This window comes from Nonomuraea harbinensis (assembly GCF_019396385.1).
Classification (GTDB): domain Bacteria; phylum Actinomycetota; class Actinomycetes; order Streptosporangiales; family Streptosporangiaceae; genus Nonomuraea; species Nonomuraea ferruginea.
Genome location: NZ_JAHKRN010000004.1, coordinates 65,762 through 81,932, shown reverse-complemented (window position 1 = coordinate 81,932; position 16,171 = coordinate 65,762). Strand labels below are relative to the sequence as shown.

General features: G+C 72.3%; 12 protein-coding genes, 1 other RNA gene and 1 pseudogene. 11 read left to right on the top strand and 3 right to left on the bottom strand.

All coding sequences use genetic code 11. The features are described from left to right. Positions 1–9: 9 nt before the first annotated feature. The 4 genes from ftsX (at position 10) to ssrA (ending at position 3,942) form a co-directional block, all read left to right on the top strand. Positions 10–918 carry a permease-like cell division protein FtsX gene (ftsX, locus tag KME79_RS05370; RefSeq protein ID WP_148034182.1) on the top strand — a complete coding sequence of 303 codons (909 nt, stop codon included), beginning with the start codon at positions 10–12 and terminating at the stop codon, positions 916–918. Between the two features lie 23 nt (positions 919–941). Next, positions 942–1,409: an SsrA-binding protein SmpB gene (gene smpB / locus KME79_RS05365; protein WP_148034181.1), complete on the top strand. Its 468-nt coding sequence runs from the start codon at positions 942–944 to the stop codon at positions 1,407–1,409. After that, complete coding sequence (locus KME79_RS05360) at positions 1,406–3,262, top strand: penicillin-binding transpeptidase domain-containing protein (protein WP_219543538.1); 1,857 nt, start codon at positions 1,406–1,408, stop codon at positions 3,260–3,262. Before smpB ends, KME79_RS05360 begins: the two co-directional genes overlap by 4 nt. 296 nt (positions 3,263–3,558) lie before the next feature. Continuing rightward, positions 3,559–3,942, top strand: a transfer-messenger RNA (tmRNA) gene (gene ssrA / locus KME79_RS05355). Positions 3,943–3,993: 51 nt separating this feature from the next. Here ssrA and KME79_RS05350 read toward each other — a convergent pair. Both KME79_RS05350 and KME79_RS05345 read right to left on the bottom strand, forming a co-directional pair. Continuing rightward, positions 3,994–5,568: a long-chain-fatty-acid--CoA ligase gene (locus KME79_RS05350; RefSeq protein WP_219543537.1), complete on the bottom strand. Its 1,575-nt coding sequence runs from the start codon at positions 5,566–5,568 to the stop codon at positions 3,994–3,996. 53 nt (positions 5,569–5,621) lie between these two features. After that, positions 5,622–6,533, bottom strand: a complete 912-nt coding sequence (locus KME79_RS05345) for a radical SAM protein (protein ID WP_219543536.1) — start codon at positions 6,531–6,533, stop codon at positions 5,622–5,624. On the opposite strand from KME79_RS05345, the gene KME79_RS05340 reads away from it, so the two are divergent. The 3 genes and pseudogenes from KME79_RS05340 to KME79_RS05330 form a co-directional block, all read left to right on the top strand. After that, a complete protein-coding gene (locus tag KME79_RS05340; RefSeq protein WP_219543535.1) occupies positions 6,517–8,085 on the top strand; it encodes a BTAD domain-containing putative transcriptional regulator in 1,569 nt (522 codons plus the stop codon). The genes KME79_RS05345 and KME79_RS05340 overlap by 17 nt on opposite strands. Before the next feature lie 164 nt (positions 8,086–8,249). Beyond that, positions 8,250–8,747 (top strand): calcium-binding protein, encoded by a 498-nt coding sequence (locus tag KME79_RS05335; RefSeq protein ID WP_219543534.1) that lies wholly within the window; start codon positions 8,250–8,252, stop codon positions 8,745–8,747. 58 nt (positions 8,748–8,805) lie between these two features. Then, positions 8,806–9,594 (top strand): annotated as a pseudogene (locus KME79_RS05330) (ARPP-2 domain-containing protein); the annotation flags it as partial. Here the strand turns inward: KME79_RS05330 and KME79_RS05325 are convergent. Continuing rightward, a complete protein-coding gene (locus KME79_RS05325) occupies positions 9,551–9,961 on the bottom strand; it encodes a hypothetical protein (RefSeq protein WP_148034168.1) in 411 nt (136 codons plus the stop codon). The pseudogene KME79_RS05330 and the gene KME79_RS05325 sit on opposite strands and share 44 nt — an antisense overlap. Positions 9,962–10,098: 137 nt before the next feature. Between KME79_RS05325 and KME79_RS05320 the strand changes: the two genes are divergently transcribed. From KME79_RS05320 to KME79_RS05305, 4 genes are all read left to right on the top strand, one after another. Next, positions 10,099–12,015 (top strand): serine/threonine-protein kinase, encoded by a 1,917-nt coding sequence (locus KME79_RS05320; protein WP_219543532.1) that lies wholly within the window; start codon positions 10,099–10,101, stop codon positions 12,013–12,015. A gap of 12 nt (positions 12,016–12,027) precedes the next feature. Beyond that, a complete protein-coding gene (locus KME79_RS05315) occupies positions 12,028–14,955 on the top strand; it encodes an AfsR/SARP family transcriptional regulator (RefSeq protein WP_308248794.1) in 2,928 nt (975 codons plus the stop codon). 79 nt (positions 14,956–15,034) lie between these two features. Continuing rightward, positions 15,035–15,640, top strand: coding sequence for a lipoprotein (locus KME79_RS05310; RefSeq protein ID WP_219543531.1), 606 nt, complete (start codon positions 15,035–15,037; stop codon positions 15,638–15,640). Then, positions 15,624–16,160 (top strand): OmpA family protein, encoded by a 537-nt coding sequence (locus KME79_RS05305; RefSeq protein ID WP_219543530.1) that lies wholly within the window; start codon positions 15,624–15,626, stop codon positions 16,158–16,160. The genes KME79_RS05310 and KME79_RS05305 overlap by 17 nt, the downstream gene beginning before the upstream one ends. The last annotated feature ends 11 nt before the right edge of the window (positions 16,161–16,171 follow it).

Genomic DNA, 16,171 nt, shown 5'->3' with positions numbered 1-16,171 from the left:
GACACAATCATGCGGGCGAACTTCATCTTCTCCGAGGTCTGGATCGGCCTCCGTCGCAACCTGACCATGACGATCGCGGTCATCATCACCGTCGCGGTCGGCATGGCGATGCTGGGCGTCGGCTTGATGATCAACGCCCAGGTCGGCATGATGACGACCTACTGGTACGACAAGGTCGAAGTATCCGTCTTCCTCTGCACCAAGAACAGTGACATGCCCGCCTGCAAGGGCAAGGCCGTCACCCAGGCGCAGACCCAGGCGCTGCAGAAGCAGATCGAAGGGCTTCCCGGAGTCGAGCAGGTCTTCTACGAGGACCAGGCGACGGCCTTCAAGAACTTCCAGGAGGCCTTCAGCGCCAACCAGCCCATGCGCGACGCCACCAAGGTCGAGGACATGCCGACCTCGTTCCGGGTCAAGCTGGCCAACCCGGACAACTACCAGCCGGTGATCCAGGCGTTGCAGGGACAGCCGGGCGTCTCGCAGGTGGTCAACCAGAGAGACCTGATCAGCCAGTTCTTCACCATGCTCGACAAGGTGCGCTGGGCCGCCCTGATCGTGGCCGTCATCCTGGTGCTCGCCGCCGCGCTGCTGATCGGCAACACGGTGCGGTTGTCGGCGTTCAACCGCCGTCGGGAGACGGGCATCATGCGGCTGGTCGGGGCCTCCAACCTCTACATCCAGCTGCCCTTCGTCATGGAAGGCATGATCGCGGGCCTGATCGGCGGCGTGTTCGCCGCGGTCATGCTGATCGTGACCAAGGTCTTCATGTTCGACGAGGTCGCCCAGTATCTGTCGTCCGGCGGGGCGCAGATCGGCTGGGACGACGTGGCGTCGGTGATCACCCTGACTATGATCATCGGTGTGGTGATCTGTGTCCTGGCATCGTTCGTCACTCTCCGCCGATACCTCAGGGTCTGACGAAACGCCGGTAAGGTCGAAGCATGCCACGTGAGACCGGGCGAAAGGTCATCGCCCAGAACAAGCGTGCCCGGCACGACTACCACATCGAAGACACCTTCGAGGCGGGGCTGGTCCTGCAGGGCACGGAGGTGAAGTCGTTGCGGGAGGGCCGCGCCTCACTGGTCGACGGCTACGCCAGCGTCGAAGGCGGCGAAGCGTGGCTGTTCAACGTCCACATCCCCGAATACGCGCAGGGCACCTGGACCAACCACGCAGCCCGCCGCAAGCGCAAGCTCCTGCTCCACCGCAAGGAGATCGACAAGCTCGCCACCCGGGTCAAGGAGGGCGGGCTCACGATCGTGCCGCTCCAGCTCTACTTCAAGGACGGCAAGGCCAAGATCGAGATCGGCGTCGCGAGAGGCAAGAAGGACTGGGACAAGCGGCAGTCGCTGGCTGAGAAGCAGGCCAAGCGCGAGATGGCCCGGGCGCTCCGTCACCGCAACCGATGAACCGAGTCCGCCGCACGCTGGCCGCGACCGTCACGCTGGCGATCGCGAGCATGACCTTGACCGGCTGCTTCGAGGAGGCGTCGCCGCACGACGCGGTGCGCGACTTCCTCGTCGGCTGGCAGTCCAACGACTACGAGCTGGCCGCCTCCCGCGCCGACGGTGACCCCGCCGTCGTGCGCAAGGCACTGTCGGACGCCAAGCTGCAGCTCGACGCGGCCTCGTTCCGGTTCCGCATCAAGAGCGTGCGGGTGACCGGCGACGAGTCGCAGGCCGAGTTCGGCGTCGAGGTCGACCTGGGCGACAACAACCCCCTGTGGACGTACGACAGCGTGCTGCCGCTCCGCCTCGACGACGGCAGGTGGAAGGTGAAGTGGTCGCCGGCGGTGCTGCACCCCCAGCTCAAGGAGGGGCAGCGGTTCGCGGTCAAGGCCAAGCCGAAGCCGCGCCAGCCGGTCCTCGACCGCGGCGGCGACCCGCTGCAGCAGGACATGTTCCTGTACGTGGCCGGCGTGGTGCCCGCCCAGCTCGGCGACCGCGCCGAGGAGGTCGTCAAGCAGCTGTCCCAGATCACCGGATACGCGGAGGACCGGCTGCTCAGCCGGATCCGGTCCGCGCCGCCCAACGAGACCGTGCCGCTGATCACCTTCGGCCGCACCCGCTACCAGTCGGTGAGACAGAAGCTCGACGCCATCCCCGAGGTCAAGACCGTCACGGAGAAGCAGCCCGTCGACCCCGCGAGCCCCAAGCAGATCGTCGGCCGGGTCAGCGCGCTCACCCCGGAGACCGAGCAGAAGCTCGGCGGCCCCCAGCGGGCCGGCGACTCGATCGGCCAGAGCGGGCTCCAGCAGGCCTACCAGGGCTACCTGACCGGCTCCACCGAGACCCAGGTGATCATCCTCGACCTCAACACCGGCGAGGAGGTGGCGTCGCTGCAGCAGTGGCCCGGCCGCCAGAACAGGTCGGTGCAGACCACGATCGACAGCGGCGTGCAGGTCGCCGCCGAACGCGCCGTCTCCAGCACCCGCGCCAGCGCCCTGGTGGCGGTCGACAGCTCGACCGGCGAGATCAGGGCGGTCTCCACCCGCGGCCTGCACCAGCAGAACGACGCGCTGGCGGGCCGCTTCCCGGCCGGCACCGCGTTCTCCATCGTGGCGGCCGACGCCATACTCAAGGCCGGGGTGCAGACCAAGCAGAAGCTCCCGTGCCCGGCCGAGCGCACGGTCGGCGGTGCCCGGTTCGTCAGCGCGGCCCAGGTCACCGGCTCCTCGCCCACCTTCCAGCAGAACTTCGCTGCGGGCTGCGTCACCGCGCTGGCCTCGCTCGCCCGCCGGGTGACCGGCGACGACCTGGCCCGGAGCGCCGAGAACTTCGGCATCGGCCTGTCGTGGCAGCTGCCGCTCAAGTCGTTCAGCGGCTCGCGGCCGGCCTTCGACGGCGACGCCGCCAAGGCCAAGGCCATCGCGGGCCAGAACGTCGAGGTGAGCCCGCTCAGCATGGCCCTGGTCGCGGGGGCGGTGGCGTCCGGCACCTGGCGGCCGCCGGTGCTGGTCACCGCGCCCGACACCCCCGACGCCGCCGACGAGGTGACGCCCGCGCCGCAGCCCCCGCCCCGGCAGCTCGACCCGCAGGTCCGCGAGGCGCTGACGGCCATGATGAGGGCGGGCGCCCAGGGCACCCCCGCCCAGGCGGGCAGCGGTCGCGTCCACGGCGTGACGTCCGCCGCCACCGGCAAGGAGAACGACGCCTGGTTCGTCGGCTGGCAGGGCGACCTGGCCATCGCCGTGTTCACCAGGAACTACAACCCCGCCGCCGTGGCCGGCAGCTTCTTCGCGGCCCTCGGCGACACTCCGTGATTTTTTCGTGACAAGAAGCAACCATCGGACAGGCCGGTTGCGTCTTAATGAGTGACCGGTCCCGCTCGGGGGGTTGCGGGACCAGTCGTCGTGATGAGATCAGGACTTCATCTCGGGGGAAGTCCTGCCGTCATTGACCGGCTCGACCCTGCCGGTCGCCCCCGGGAGCGTGATGCTGCTGTGCTGCGCTTCCGGGGGCTCCACGGCGTTCACCGGGAATCAAGTTGGCATCTGGGGTGTTGTCAGAGGTATCGTCGTCATGCTCGATCCTCCGGGATCGTGTTGACAACTCCACAGGGGGTGACTGGCTTCGACTTTGACCTTGCAAGTCAGGAGAAGCGGGCCGAGGACTGCGGACATAACCTCGTTAATCCTGTGACCGCAAACAACAAGTGCCAATTCTAAGCGCACTGAGGTCAGCCAGGGTTCCCTGGCTCTCGCTGCCTAAGTAGCGAAACCTCTGTCAGCCCGAGAGTGCCTTCGGCTCGGGATCTGGCATCGTCAGAAGGCTCAACCGATCGACCCGGCCACGGGGGTGATCGGGAAACCAAACAGTGGCTGAGCCCGTCGGCGACTCGCCTGCGTGATCGCCGGGGCTGAGAAAAGCACAGCAGGCTGCGCCCGGAGAAGCCCTGTCTTGGGGTTGAAGGACGCGGGTTCGATTCCCGCCACCTCCACTCGAAGACGCGAGAAGCCCGGCCGGATCATCCGGCCGGGCTTTCCGCGTTCCGTCAGGAGTCCTGCTTGACCATGTCGCGCAGGCGGTTCTTGAGGATCTTGCCCGAGGCGTTGCGCGGCAGTTCGCTCACCACGACGGCCTTGGTCGGCTTCTTGTACGAGGCGAGCCGGGTCAGGCAGAACTCGGACAGTTCCGCCACCGTGGGCGGGTCGGCCTCGTCGCGCGGGACGACCACGGCGACGGGCGTCTCGCCCCACTTCTCGTGCGGGCTGCCCACCAGGGCGATCTCGCGGACCTTGGGGTGGTCGGCGAGCACGGCCTCGACCTCGGCGCTGTAGATGTTCTCGCCGCCGGAGATGATCATGTCCTTGAGGCGGTCGACGACGTAGAAGAACCCTTCCTCGTCCACCCGGACCAGGTCTCCGGAGTGGAACCAGCCGCCCCGGAACGCCTCCTCGGTCGCCCCCGGGTTGTTCCAGTAGCCCGTCATGGTCTGCGGGCCCCGGTAGACGATCTCCCCGATCTCGCCCTGGGGCACGTCGTTCATGTCCTGGTCCACCACGCGCACCTCGACCAGGGGGACGGGCTTGCCGACCGAGCCGATCTTGCGGATGGCGTCCTCACCGGGCAGGGACGTGGTGATGGGCGACATCTCCGTCTGCCCGAACACTGACACGTTGGGCACGCCGGGGAAGGCCGCCTCCATCGCCCGCAGGATCGCCGGGGTCGCGGGCGCGGCCCCCCACGAGATGGTGCGCAGCGGGATGTCGCGCTGCGGGAGCGTGGGGCTGGCGCACACGGCCTGCCACTGGGTCGGCACGAGGAAGGCGTTGGTGACCCGCTCCGACTCGACCAGGTCGAGGAACGCCTCGGGGTCGAAGGCGCCGGTCGGCGTGATGACGGTGGTGTAGCCGAAGATGAGGTTCGGCACGATCACGCCGACCGCGGCGATGTGGAACATCGGTGAGGTGACGACGCAGATCTCGTCGGCGGCCGGACGCAACGTCTGCAGCAGGGTGATCGTCTGGCCGAGGAGGTTCTCGTACGTGAGCATGGCGCCCTTGGGCAGGCCCGTCGTCCCCGACGTGTACATGATCAGGGCGACCGCGCCGAGGTCGGCGGGGCCGCTCGCCCCGCTCGGCGTCGCGCCCGCGACGGCTTCCTCGTAGCGTTCCGCGCCCGCGCCGGCGGCGTCCGGGGCGTCGCCTACGACCAGGCAGGGGAACTCGGTCTCCTTCCCCGCCCGCACCGCGGCGACCACCGGGGCCAGCGGCTGCTCCACCACGATCGCGCACGAGCCCGAGTCCTCGGCGAGGTACGAGACCTCGGCCGCGACCAGCCGGAAGTTGACCGGGACGGCGATGGCGCCGAGCCTGTTGATCGCCACCAGTGTCTCGACGAACTCGGGACGGTTGGTCAGGAGCACCAGAACCCGGTCGCCCTCGCCCACGCCGCGGGCTTCGAGCGCGGCGGACAGGCGGCGGCTGCGCTCGTCCAGCTCGGCCCAGGTCGTCGTCTCGCCCTTGAACCGTATGGCGGGCTGTCTTGGCTGTGCGCCGGCGTGTTTGGTCACCTGGTGGACCCAGGTGAGTCGCTGGTGGGGGTGGGCACTGTGGACCGTGCTCATGTTCTTCCTTCCCGTCCCTCGGCTGTAAGTGAGAACTTACAGCCGGGTGCCCGTCAAGGTCGAGAGTCGGCGGACGTCCTGGCCGGCACGCGGATCCCCAGCGCCAGCCACTGATCGTCCGTCCGGACCATGAGCCGTCGCCGCAGGCAGTCCGCGAGGAATGTGAGCACGTCCTCGGCCGTCGCCCCCGCGGCCGTGCCGGCGGCGACGGCCGCGCGCTCCGCCGTGACCCTGTCGCACCGGGCGTACACCGCCGCCCGCCAGCCGGTCAGCCGGAACGACACCGTCCGTTCGTCGCGGGTGTCGACCAGGACCAGCCCGCAGTCGGGGTGCGCCAGCAGCGCGAGCGTGCCGTTGCCGCCGCGCTCGATCCACCGCCGCACCCGCTTCATGACCGGCCCGGCGTGGTCCAGGGAGCGCATGCCGTCGGCGTAGTCGAAGTCGAAGTAGTACGCGATGCGCCGCAGGGCCTCGTCCGGGAAGGGGTAGAGGCACCGGTACACCTCCATGGGCCGCACGCCGGTCATCCCGAACCGCTCCGGATCCTGGTGGAAGGGGCTGAACCGGTCGAGCCTGATGGCGTCCATGCCGTCCGGCGGCTGGAGGAAGTCGCACGCGTCCAGCAGGGGCAGCATCGACGCGTAGTCCTCGGCGGTCTCCCCGGGGAAGCCGAAGAGCAGGTTCCAGCGCGCGGTGACGCCGAACTCCGCGCACCACTTGAGGAGCTGGATGTTGCGCAGGGTCGTGGTCCCCTTGCGCATCAGCGCCAGCACGTGGTCGCTGAGGCTCTCCAGGCCAGGCTGGATCTCGCGGACCCCGGCGTCGGCGAGCGCGGGCAGCAGCGTGGTGAAGTACCGCATGTCGAGGATGTTGTCGACGACGCCCGCCGTGGTGAGGCCGTGGCGCCGGGTCAGGTGCCCGATCTCGTCCAGCACGCGCTCGGGCGACTTGCTGCGGAACGTCATCGCCTCGCCGTTCAGCCCGCAGAACGTGCAGTGGTGCCTGGCCCCCCACCAGCATGCCCCCCACCAGCATGCCCCCCTCCTGCTGGCCTGGACCGACGCCGGCTACAGCGTGCTCGTCCCGCCCGGCGGGCTGGACCTTCAGGTGTTCGAGTCCGAGGTCGCGCGCGCCCGCGCGGCGCGCGCGGAAGGCGATCTCCAGCGGGCCTCCGACGTGCTGCACGCGGCGCTCAAGCTGTGGCGGGGGCCGCTGTGCGAGGGGCTCGTCGGCCCCGGGCTGACCGCCGAGCGGGAGCGGCTCGGCGAGCGCCGCGTCGACGTCCTGGAGGACTGGATCGACCTCGACCTGGCTCTCGGCCGCACGCTGGAGGTGGTCAACGAGCTGCGGCTGCTGGTGGCCCAGCATCCGCTGCGGGAGCGGCTGCGGGTCCTGCTGATGCTGGCCCTGTACCGGTCGGGCCGTCAGGCCGAGGCGCTGGCCGCCTTCCACGAGGCGCGCCGCCACCTGCTCGACGAGCTGGGCGTCGAGCCGGGGCCGCAGCTGCGGCGCGTGCACGAGCAGATCCTGGCGGCCGACCCCCAGCTCACCACGGCCCCGGTGGTCCGGCGCGGGCGGCTGCCCTCACCCGCGCAGCTCCCGTACGGGCTGCCGGACTTCACCGGGCGGGAGGCCGAGCTGGCCCGCCTGGACGTGCTGTGCGCCGGTGGCGGCTCCGCGCGGCCGGTGGTGATCCACGCGCTCGCGGGCATGGGCGGCGTGGGCAAGACGGCGCTCGCCGTCCACTGGGCGCTGTCCACCTACCTCGACCGGCAAGGACACTGGCGGGACCTGAAGGCCGTACAGCTCGCCGCCCTGACCGCCGCCGAACGCGCCGGCGACCGCCTCGGCGAGGCGCTGTCGCACCGCGGCGTGGCCCGCGGCTGCGCGCGGCTCGACGAGTACGACGACGCCGACCGGCACCTGAGGGCGGCGCTGAAGCTGTTCAACGCGCTGGGCGACAAGGCCGGGCAGGCGTACACGCACCGCAACCTGGCCGCGCTGCTCGAACCTCAGGGGCGGGACGCGGAGGCGCTCCACCACGCCCAGAAGGCGCTGAGGCTCTACCGCGCCGTCGGCCATCGGGCGGGCGAGGCGGACACGCTGAACGCCGTCGGCTGGTTCCACGGCCGGATGGGCGACCACCGCCAGTCGCTCGTCTGCTGCGAGGAGGCGCTCGCCCTGCACCAGATGCTCGACGACCTCGGCGGCCAGGCCCAGACGTGGGAGAGCCTGGGCTTCGCGCACCACAGCCTCGGCGACCCCGGGCAGGCGGCGGCCTGTTACGACCAGGCGCTCAGGTTGTTCAGGGAGCTCGGCGACCGGTACAACCAGGCGACCACGCTCAGCCGGCTGGGCGACGTCCGGGAGGCGACGGGGGCCGGGGACGCCGCGCTGGAGGCGTGGAACGAGGCGCTCGCCATACTCACCGAGATCGGTCACGCCGCCGCGCAGCAGGTTAAGGCCCGGCTGGCGCGGCACCGCGCGGAGCGGGCGGCCTCGCCTCCGCTGTGGTGATCCCCCGGTACGGGCGTGCCGGGTCGTCGGCGTCGCCCGGAGCCGGGCGGGCGCGGGCCTAGGGACCTCCCCTGGCCGTCGCCGGAGGCGGTGCGGGGGCGCGGAACCTACCGTCCTGTGGGCGTGAGCCCGGCACGGTCCGGGCGGTCGACAGGAGGAAGATCATGATGCGACGGCATCTGGCCATGGCCGCGGCGGCCCTGGTGACGGTGGGGATGGCCGCGCTGCCCACGTCCGCGGCCACGTTCGCCGACGTCGGCACCTGCACGCTCGTCGCGGGCGAGCTGCGCTGCACGGCGGACGCGGGCGTCGCCAACGAGGTCGAGATCAGGCAGGACGGCGTGCGGTTCGTGGTCGAGGACAACGCCGGAGAGGTGGTGGCGGGCACCGGCTGCACGGCCGCGGGCTCCAACGCCACCGTCCCGGCGGCACAGGTGACCCGGGTCCGCGTCCTCCTCGGCGACGGCGACGACAGCGCCGACGTCAACGTCCAGCGGCGCGCGGTCATCCGCGGCGGCGCCGGCGACGACACCGCGCGCGGCGGGGGCGGCGCCGACGACGTGCGCGGCGGCAACGGGAACGACGACCTCAACGGGGGACCGGGCACCGACGACTGCAACGGCGGGCTCGGCACCGACACCGAGGCCGGCTGCGAGCCCTAGTGAGCGCCGGCTCACCTCCCGCCCCCGGGGAACCGGCGGGCGGGAGGCGGCCGGGCCGCTCGACCGCATGGACGTCAGGTTCCGCCGGCGGATGGCCAGGCGTGTGGACAAGAACCGGCTGCGCTTCCTGCCCCTGCACCTCGCCCTGGAGGGCTACCTGGCCCTGCACTTCCGCGGGCCCGTGATCGCCTGGGCGGAGTGGTCACGCCAGGCGGTCGCGCGGGGGCTGTCGCCGCGCGCCGAGGACGCCCGCACCGGGGCGGAGGTGCGCGGACTGGAGGACGCGCTGCGCGTCTTCGAGATCCACCCCGGCCAGTGCGGGCTGCTGCTGTACGCGGGTGACACGCTGGCGAGCGCGTTCGTGGTGCCGCATCCCGACGACTACCGGGCGCTGCACCCGACCCTGGTACGCGACCTGTACGGGGAGCTCATCCACGAGTACGCGACGTTCTACCCGGCCCGTGACTTCCCCGCGGTGATCGACGAGAGCCGGGTCTCCTCCCTGGCGGACCTGCGGGCCGAGGCGGCGCGGCAGGAGCGGGAGTGGGCCGGCTTCCACGACTCGGTCATGGCGGCGGGCCTGCTGGGCTCGCCGGACCGGGTGGAGGAGGTCTACAGGCTCAGCGGGTTCCGGCTGCGGCGCTTCCTGCCGGCCTTCGACCGCCGGGCGGAGAACCACATCGGGGAGACGATCATCGCCGAGGACGGGCGGCTCGCGTACCTGAAGACCTTCAGGCTGTCGCAGGCCCAGGTGCGGCGCGGCCACCTGCTGCGGCAGGACGTGCTGGACCGGTACCGCAGGGTCAACGGGCACAGCCGGCGAACTCGTCCAGCCGGCGGAGCATGACGGCCAGCATGGCGGGGAACATCGCCACGTGCGCCGCGATCATCACCCCGTGACCGTCGATGAGCCCCAGCCACAGCAGCGGGAAGAGCGGCACGGCCGGTGCGAACATGGCGGCGCACATCTCCAGCGTCGACCCCCAGCCGTGGCCGCGGAAGCGCATCCACACGGCCATGCCGATCGACATGTTGAGCGCCATGAGCAGGTACGCGGCCTCCGGGTGGGTCGCGTACGAGACGTGCACGCCGGCCATGGACCAGACGAGGTCCAGGAGGAACATGCCGGCGAACATCGCGATGATCATTTCGATGTAGTGCAGGGCGAATCGGCCCCAGTTGCGGCCTGTGGCGCGTGCGGTCGTCTCTGACATGTCTCCGACGGTGACGCCGTACGGGGAAGACGGGGAGGGGAGGGCGGGCTGCTGGTCCGGAAACTTGGGATCCTCGTCTTTCGGACACGGATACACGCCCCGAGCGGGACGATCCGGACCTGACTAATGTGTCTGCGATGAGCGATCGGGTCATCGGCGGGTACGCGCTGCGGCGCGTCCTCGGTCGCGGCGGCATGGGCGAGGTGCACCTGGCCGCCACCCCCACCGGCGGGCTGGCCGCCGTCAAGGTCATCCACCCTAGGCTGGCCCGCGACCCCGCCTTCCGCCGCAGGTTCGAGCGCGAGGTGGCGGCCGCGCGCCGGGTCGCCCGGTTCTGCACCGCGCCCGTCCTGGACGCCGGCATCGACGGCGACGTCGCCTACCTCGTCACCGAGTACGTGAAAGGCCCCGACCTGGCGCGGGCCGTGCGCGACCAGGGGCCGTTGTCCGGGGGCAACCTGGAGGCGCTGGCGGTCGGCATCGCCACCGCGCTGAGCGCCATCCACGGCGCCGGGGTGATCCACCGCGACCTCAAGCCGTCGAACGTGCTGCTGTCGCCGCTCGGGCCGCGCGTCATCGACTTCGGCATCGCCCAGCTCGTCGGGTCCGACACCAGCCAGGCGATCCTCGGCACACCCGCGTTCATGGCGCCGGAGCAGGCGCGCGGCGAGACCGTCGGGCCGTTCACCGACGTGTTCGCCTGGGGCGGGGTCATCGCGTTCGCCGGCACCGGCCGCTCCCCGTTCGGCGGCGGCTCCCCTGGCGAGGTGCTCAACCGCGTCGTCCACGGGAGGCCCCACCTGGACGGGCTGGACGACGGCGTCCGTGGGCTGGTGGAGCAGGCCCTCGCCAAGGACCCCCGGGCCCGCCCACCGGTGTCCCGCCTCCTCGCCGACCTCCTCGGCGGCCCCCCGACCAGCCCCGCCTCGGCAACCGAAGCCGTCGAGCGCACCTGGACCACCCCCCTCACCCGCCCCCCGTCCCCGTCCAGCGGATCCACCACGAGCCCACAACCTGCCCCCACCTCCCGGAGTGCGGTTCCGTACGGTCCGGAGGCGTCCCCCACATACCGGGGCGCGGTTCCGTACGGGGGCGTCTCTGGGGCGGCGGGTGGCTCGCCCGCGCTGCGGGGCGACCCTCAGCGGACGGGTGCTGCCGCTGAGGGCGGCGACGCGGTTCCGTACGGCGGGTCTGCTGTGAGTCCGCAGGGTGCCCCCGCCTCCCAGGGTGGGGGTGCGGTTCCGTACGGCGGGTCTGCTGTGAGTGCGCAGGGTGCCCCCGCCTCCCAGGGTGAAGGTGCGGTTCCGTACGGTCCGGAGGCTTCCCCCTCCTCCCGGGGTGCGGTGTACGGGGGATCTGTTCTGAGTGCGCAGGGTGGTCCTGACTCCCAGGGGGTCGTCGGCGGTGCGCGTAAGAAGGGGAGGGGTGGGGTGCGGTGGCGTTGGTGGGTGGGCGGGTTGGTGGCGGTGGTTGTGGGCGTGGCCGTTGCGGGGGTCCTGTTGAGGGGGGAGGCGTGGCCGTACGAGAGTGGGTTCGCCGATGGGTGGGAGGTGGGGGCGTCGGAGGCGGGGACCGCTGAGAAAGACGGTTCCGGGTATGTGCTGGCCGTCGAGGACGGGTGGCGGTTGTGGAAGTCGGCGCCGCGGCGGGAGCCCGGTGGCGGGGTGGTCGTCAGCGCGAAGGCGGAGTTGCGGGAGGGCGCGGGCGAGTACGGGGTGTGGTGTCACGGCGGCTCGGGTGGCCGGTACGAGTTCGGGGTCAGCGGCGCGGGCCGGGTGGCGATCGTCAAGCGCCGCACGGGGCAGGAGGGCGTGGTTCTGTACGGACCGGAGAAGGCGGCGTCCGAGGGCACGAACCGGGTCGTCGCCGAGTGCGCCGGTGGCGACGGCGAGGTGACGCTGCGGATGTGGCTGAACGAGCGCCTGGTGGCCGAGGCCACCGACGCGGAGGCGCCGCTGGGTCCCGGCATGGCGGGGGTGCACGCCGCGCCGGAGGCCGGGAAGACGGTGCGGGTGCGGTTCGAGTCGTTCGCGCTGCGACCGGCGCGGGGCTGAGGGACGGTGGGCGTGCGGTTCGGGCTGCTGGGCCCGCTCCGGGTCGGGGACGGCGGGGAGCCGGGCCCGGCCAAGCACCGGGCGCTGCTGGCGGCGCTGCTCCTGTCGGCGGGCACGGCGGTGCCGGTCGAACGGCTGATCACCGTGCTGTGGGGCGACCGGCCGCCCGCGTCAGCCGAGTCGGTGCTGCGGGTGTACGTGAGCGCGCTGCGCAAGCTGGTCGAGGGGATCACCACCGTGCCGGGCGGTTACCTGCTGGCGGTGGACCGGGACGAGATCGACTGCCACCGGTTCGAGCGGCTCGTGGGGGAGGCCAGGAGGATCCGGGAGGCGGGCGGGCACGTGGAGGCGGCCGCCCGGTTCAGGGAGGCGCTGGCGCTGTGGCGGGGGGAGGCGCTGGCGGGCGTCGACAGTGCCGAGCTGCGCCGTACGCATGGCGTACCCCTTGAGGAGTCGCGCCTGACCGCGCTGGAGGAGCGCGTGGACCTGGACCTGCGGCTGGGGCGCGGCGGTGAGGTGGTCGGCGAGCTGCGGGCGCTGGTGAACTCCCACCCGTTGCGTGAGCGGGGGTGGGCGCACCTGATGGCGGCCCTGCACCAGGCGGGGCGGCGGTCGGAGGCGCTGGCGGCCTACCAGGAGGCGCGGCGGGTGCTGGTCGACGAGCTGGGGCTGGAGCCGGGGCCTGAGCTGAGGGAGGCGCACGACCGGGTGCTCGCGGGCGAGGTGGTGGCTCCGGCCCGCATCTCCGCGACCCCGCTCGACGAGCTGCCGCCGGATATTTCGGACTTCACCGGTAGGCAGGACGTCCTCTCCTGGATCACCCGGTGGGCCCGCGACACCACGACAGGGAACACGGACGGCACTGGCGGTCCCGCGGCGGGTTTCTCAGGCGGTGGTTTCGCCACGGGCTTCGGTGGCGGTGGCGGTGGTCCGGCCTCGGGCTCTGGCGGTGCCGGTTCCGGAGGCGGTGGCGGTGGTCTCGCCTCGGGTGGCGGGGTGGCGCGGGCGCCGGTTTGTCTGGTGGTGCACGGGCCCGCCGGGTGCGGCAAGTCGGCCGTGGCCGTGCGGGCGGCGAACCTGCTGGAGCCCGGCGACGGGAGGCTGTACGCGGTGCTCGGCGAGCGGGCGCCGGGGGCCGTGCTGGAGGACCTGCTGCGGTCGCTCGGCCGGCCCGACGGCGCGGTGCCGCCGGCGCTGGACGAGCGGGTCCGGCTCTACCGCCGGCTCACCTCGGCCCGGCGGCTGGTCGTGGTGCTCGACGACGCGGCCGGCGAGACGCAGGTGCGTCCCTTGCTGCCGACCGGTCCCGGCAGTGTGACGATCGTGACCAGCCGCTCGCCGCTGGCCGGGCTGGAGGCGGCCAGGCCGTACGAGCTGGGCGTGCTGGATCCGGACGAGGCGTTCGAGATGCTCGCCGGGGTGGCCGGCCGCGACCGGGTGGCGGCCGAGCCGGAGGCGGCGCGAGAGATCGTCCGGCTGTGCGGCGGACTGCCGCTGGCGCTGCGGATCGCCGGGTCGCGGCTGGCCAGAAGGTCCGGCTGGACGGTCGCCCACCTGGCCGGGCGGCTCGGCGACGAGCGGCGCAGGCTGGACGAGCTGAGCGCGGGCGACCTGGCAGTGCGCGGCAGCCTGGCGCTCGGTTACCGCGGGCTGGCGGAGCCGGAGCGGCGGCTGCTGCGCGAGCTGGGCGCGTTCACGACTCCCGACTTCGCCCCGTGGGTGCTGGGCGAGGACCTGGAGCCGCTGGCCGAGGCCGGGCTGCTGCAGTCGCGCGGGCTGGACGAGGCGGGCCAGGAGCGGTTCGGCCGGCACGACCTGACCAGGCTGTACGCGGCCGAGCGGCTGGCGGAGGAGGGCGGGCCCGGCCCGGTGCTGGCGGCCAGGGCGGCGGAGATCCTCGACCGGACCAGGCGGGCCAGGGCCACCCTGCTGCCCGCGGAGCCCGGCTCCGGCCGGACGCTCGTCCGTACGGCAGAACAGATCCTGGAGACGGGCCGGCTGCGCCAGGAGGCGCGCTGGCTGAGCGCGGAGCGCCGCTTCCTGGTCGCGGCGGTCGGCGACTTCTTCCGTGCGGGCCTGTACGAGGCCGCGTGGCGGCTGGCGTTCTACCTGACGCCGCTGTTCGAGCTGGCCGGCCACCACGACGACTGGCATGCCACGACCGCCACCGGGCTGGACGCGGCCAGGGCGGCGGGCCACCGGCAGGGGGAGGCGCTGCTGCTGCGCGGCCTGGCCGACCTGCACCGGGCGGAGGGCAGGAACGACGCCGCGGCGGCCGCGCTCCGGGCCGCCCAGCCGCTGGTGGAAGGGCTGGAGCTGGCCCGCATCACGCTCCGGCTCGGGTTGGTCGAACCTCGCAGGGCCGAGGCGGAGCGGGTGCTGCGCCGGGCGCTGCACGTCTTCGGCCAGGCCGGTGACCAGCGCGGCAGGGCCGACGCGCTGCGGGCGCTGGGCGCGCTGCTGTCCGGCCGGGAGCCGCTGGAGGAGAGCCTGGCCGTCTACCGCGAGCTGGGCGACCCGCGCGGCGAGGCCGAGGCGCTGCTCGACCTGGCCAGGCTGCACCTGGGGGCGGGCCGCCGCGCCGAGGCCCGGGCCTGTGCGGAGCGGCGGGTCGCGATCAACCGGCGGCTCGGCGACCGGCTGCCCGAGGCGTCCGGGCTGCTGGTGCTCGCCCGCGTCGCCCGCGCCGAGGGGCTGCCGGACGCCGCCGCGGACTCGGCCGGGCAGGCGCTGGAGACCTTCACGGTCTACGGGGACCGGCGCGGTTCGGGTGCGGCCCTGCTCGTCCTGGCGGAGTCGTACCTGGACATGGAGAAGATCGATGAGGCGGTTGAGGCGCTGACGCGTGCTATGGGAGAGTTTGACCGGCTCGGTGACGAGCACGGCCGCGCGGCGGCCGAGCGGCTCGCGAGCGAGGCCCGCAGGAGGCGGGGTGTTTAGCCCGCTATGCGGATCCTGAAGGTCGCCTCGCTAACGTTCGGGCCCTGAGTTCGGAACCCCCGAAAGGTGATCAGTGACCATGCGCAAGACGTTCGTGCTGGCGGTCGCGGTCGTGGCGCTGACCGGCTGCGGCATGCTGCCCTCCACGACCGGCGGCGGCGGCCAGGAGAAGCAGGGCGGGACCCAGGCCGCTCAGACCGAGAACGCACCGCCCGAGACCACCGTGCCCACCGCGCCCCCCGCCGAGCAGCAGACCGCCCCGCCGCAGGGGGACAAGGTCATCGCCAGCCGCGAGACCAAGGCCGAGGGCACCGACGGGCCGACCAAGGTCAGGGTGGAGATCACCGGGCTGCTGCGCCAGGGCAAGACCGCGACGCTCAACTGGACCATCACCGGTCTGGAAGGCAGCTTCAACGTGCACAACGGCATGGGCGGCGGCGTCTTCGACTACACCGTGTCCGGCGTCAGCCTGATCGACCCGGTCAACGCCAAGCGCTACCGCGTGGCGCGCAACGGCACCGACGACAAGGCCGAGTGTGTCTGCTCGGGCACCCAGGGCGAGTTCCTGGAGAAGGACGAGAGCGCCAGCCTGTACGCGGTCTTCGCCGCGCCGCCGGCCGACGTCACCAAGGTCAACATCGAGATGCCGCAGATCGGCGTGTTCACCGATGTTCCGATCTCTTAGTCTCGCCCTCGCCCTGACGCTGACCTCCCCGACCCCTCCGCCGGAGTCGGCGATCGGCGTGGTGGAGGACCTGGTGCTGCCCGTCGAGGACATCATCGGCGAGGTCGAGTCGCTCGACGGCAGCGAGAGCGAGTCCCAGCGGGGCGACCAGGTGACGGTGGCGCTCACCAGCGACGTGCTGTTCGCGCTCGACAAGTGGCGGCTCACCGCCAAGGCCAGGCAGCGGCTCAAGGAGGTCGCCGAGCAGATCAACACCGAGGGCGCGGGCGGCCAGGTCAGGGTCGAGGGCCACACCGACGACCAGGGCGCCGACGCCTACAACGACACCCTCTCCCAGCGCCGGGCCGACGCCGTCAAACAGGTCATGGCGGGCCTGCTGACGCTCCCCGGCGTGACCCTCCAGGCCCAGGGCTTCGGCGAGACCCGCCCCAAGCTGCCCAACACGGCCGAGGGCAAGCCCTTGCCGAAGAACCGCGCCAAGAACCGCCGCGTCGACATCGTCTACACCATCAAGCAGTGAACGCGGCGGCC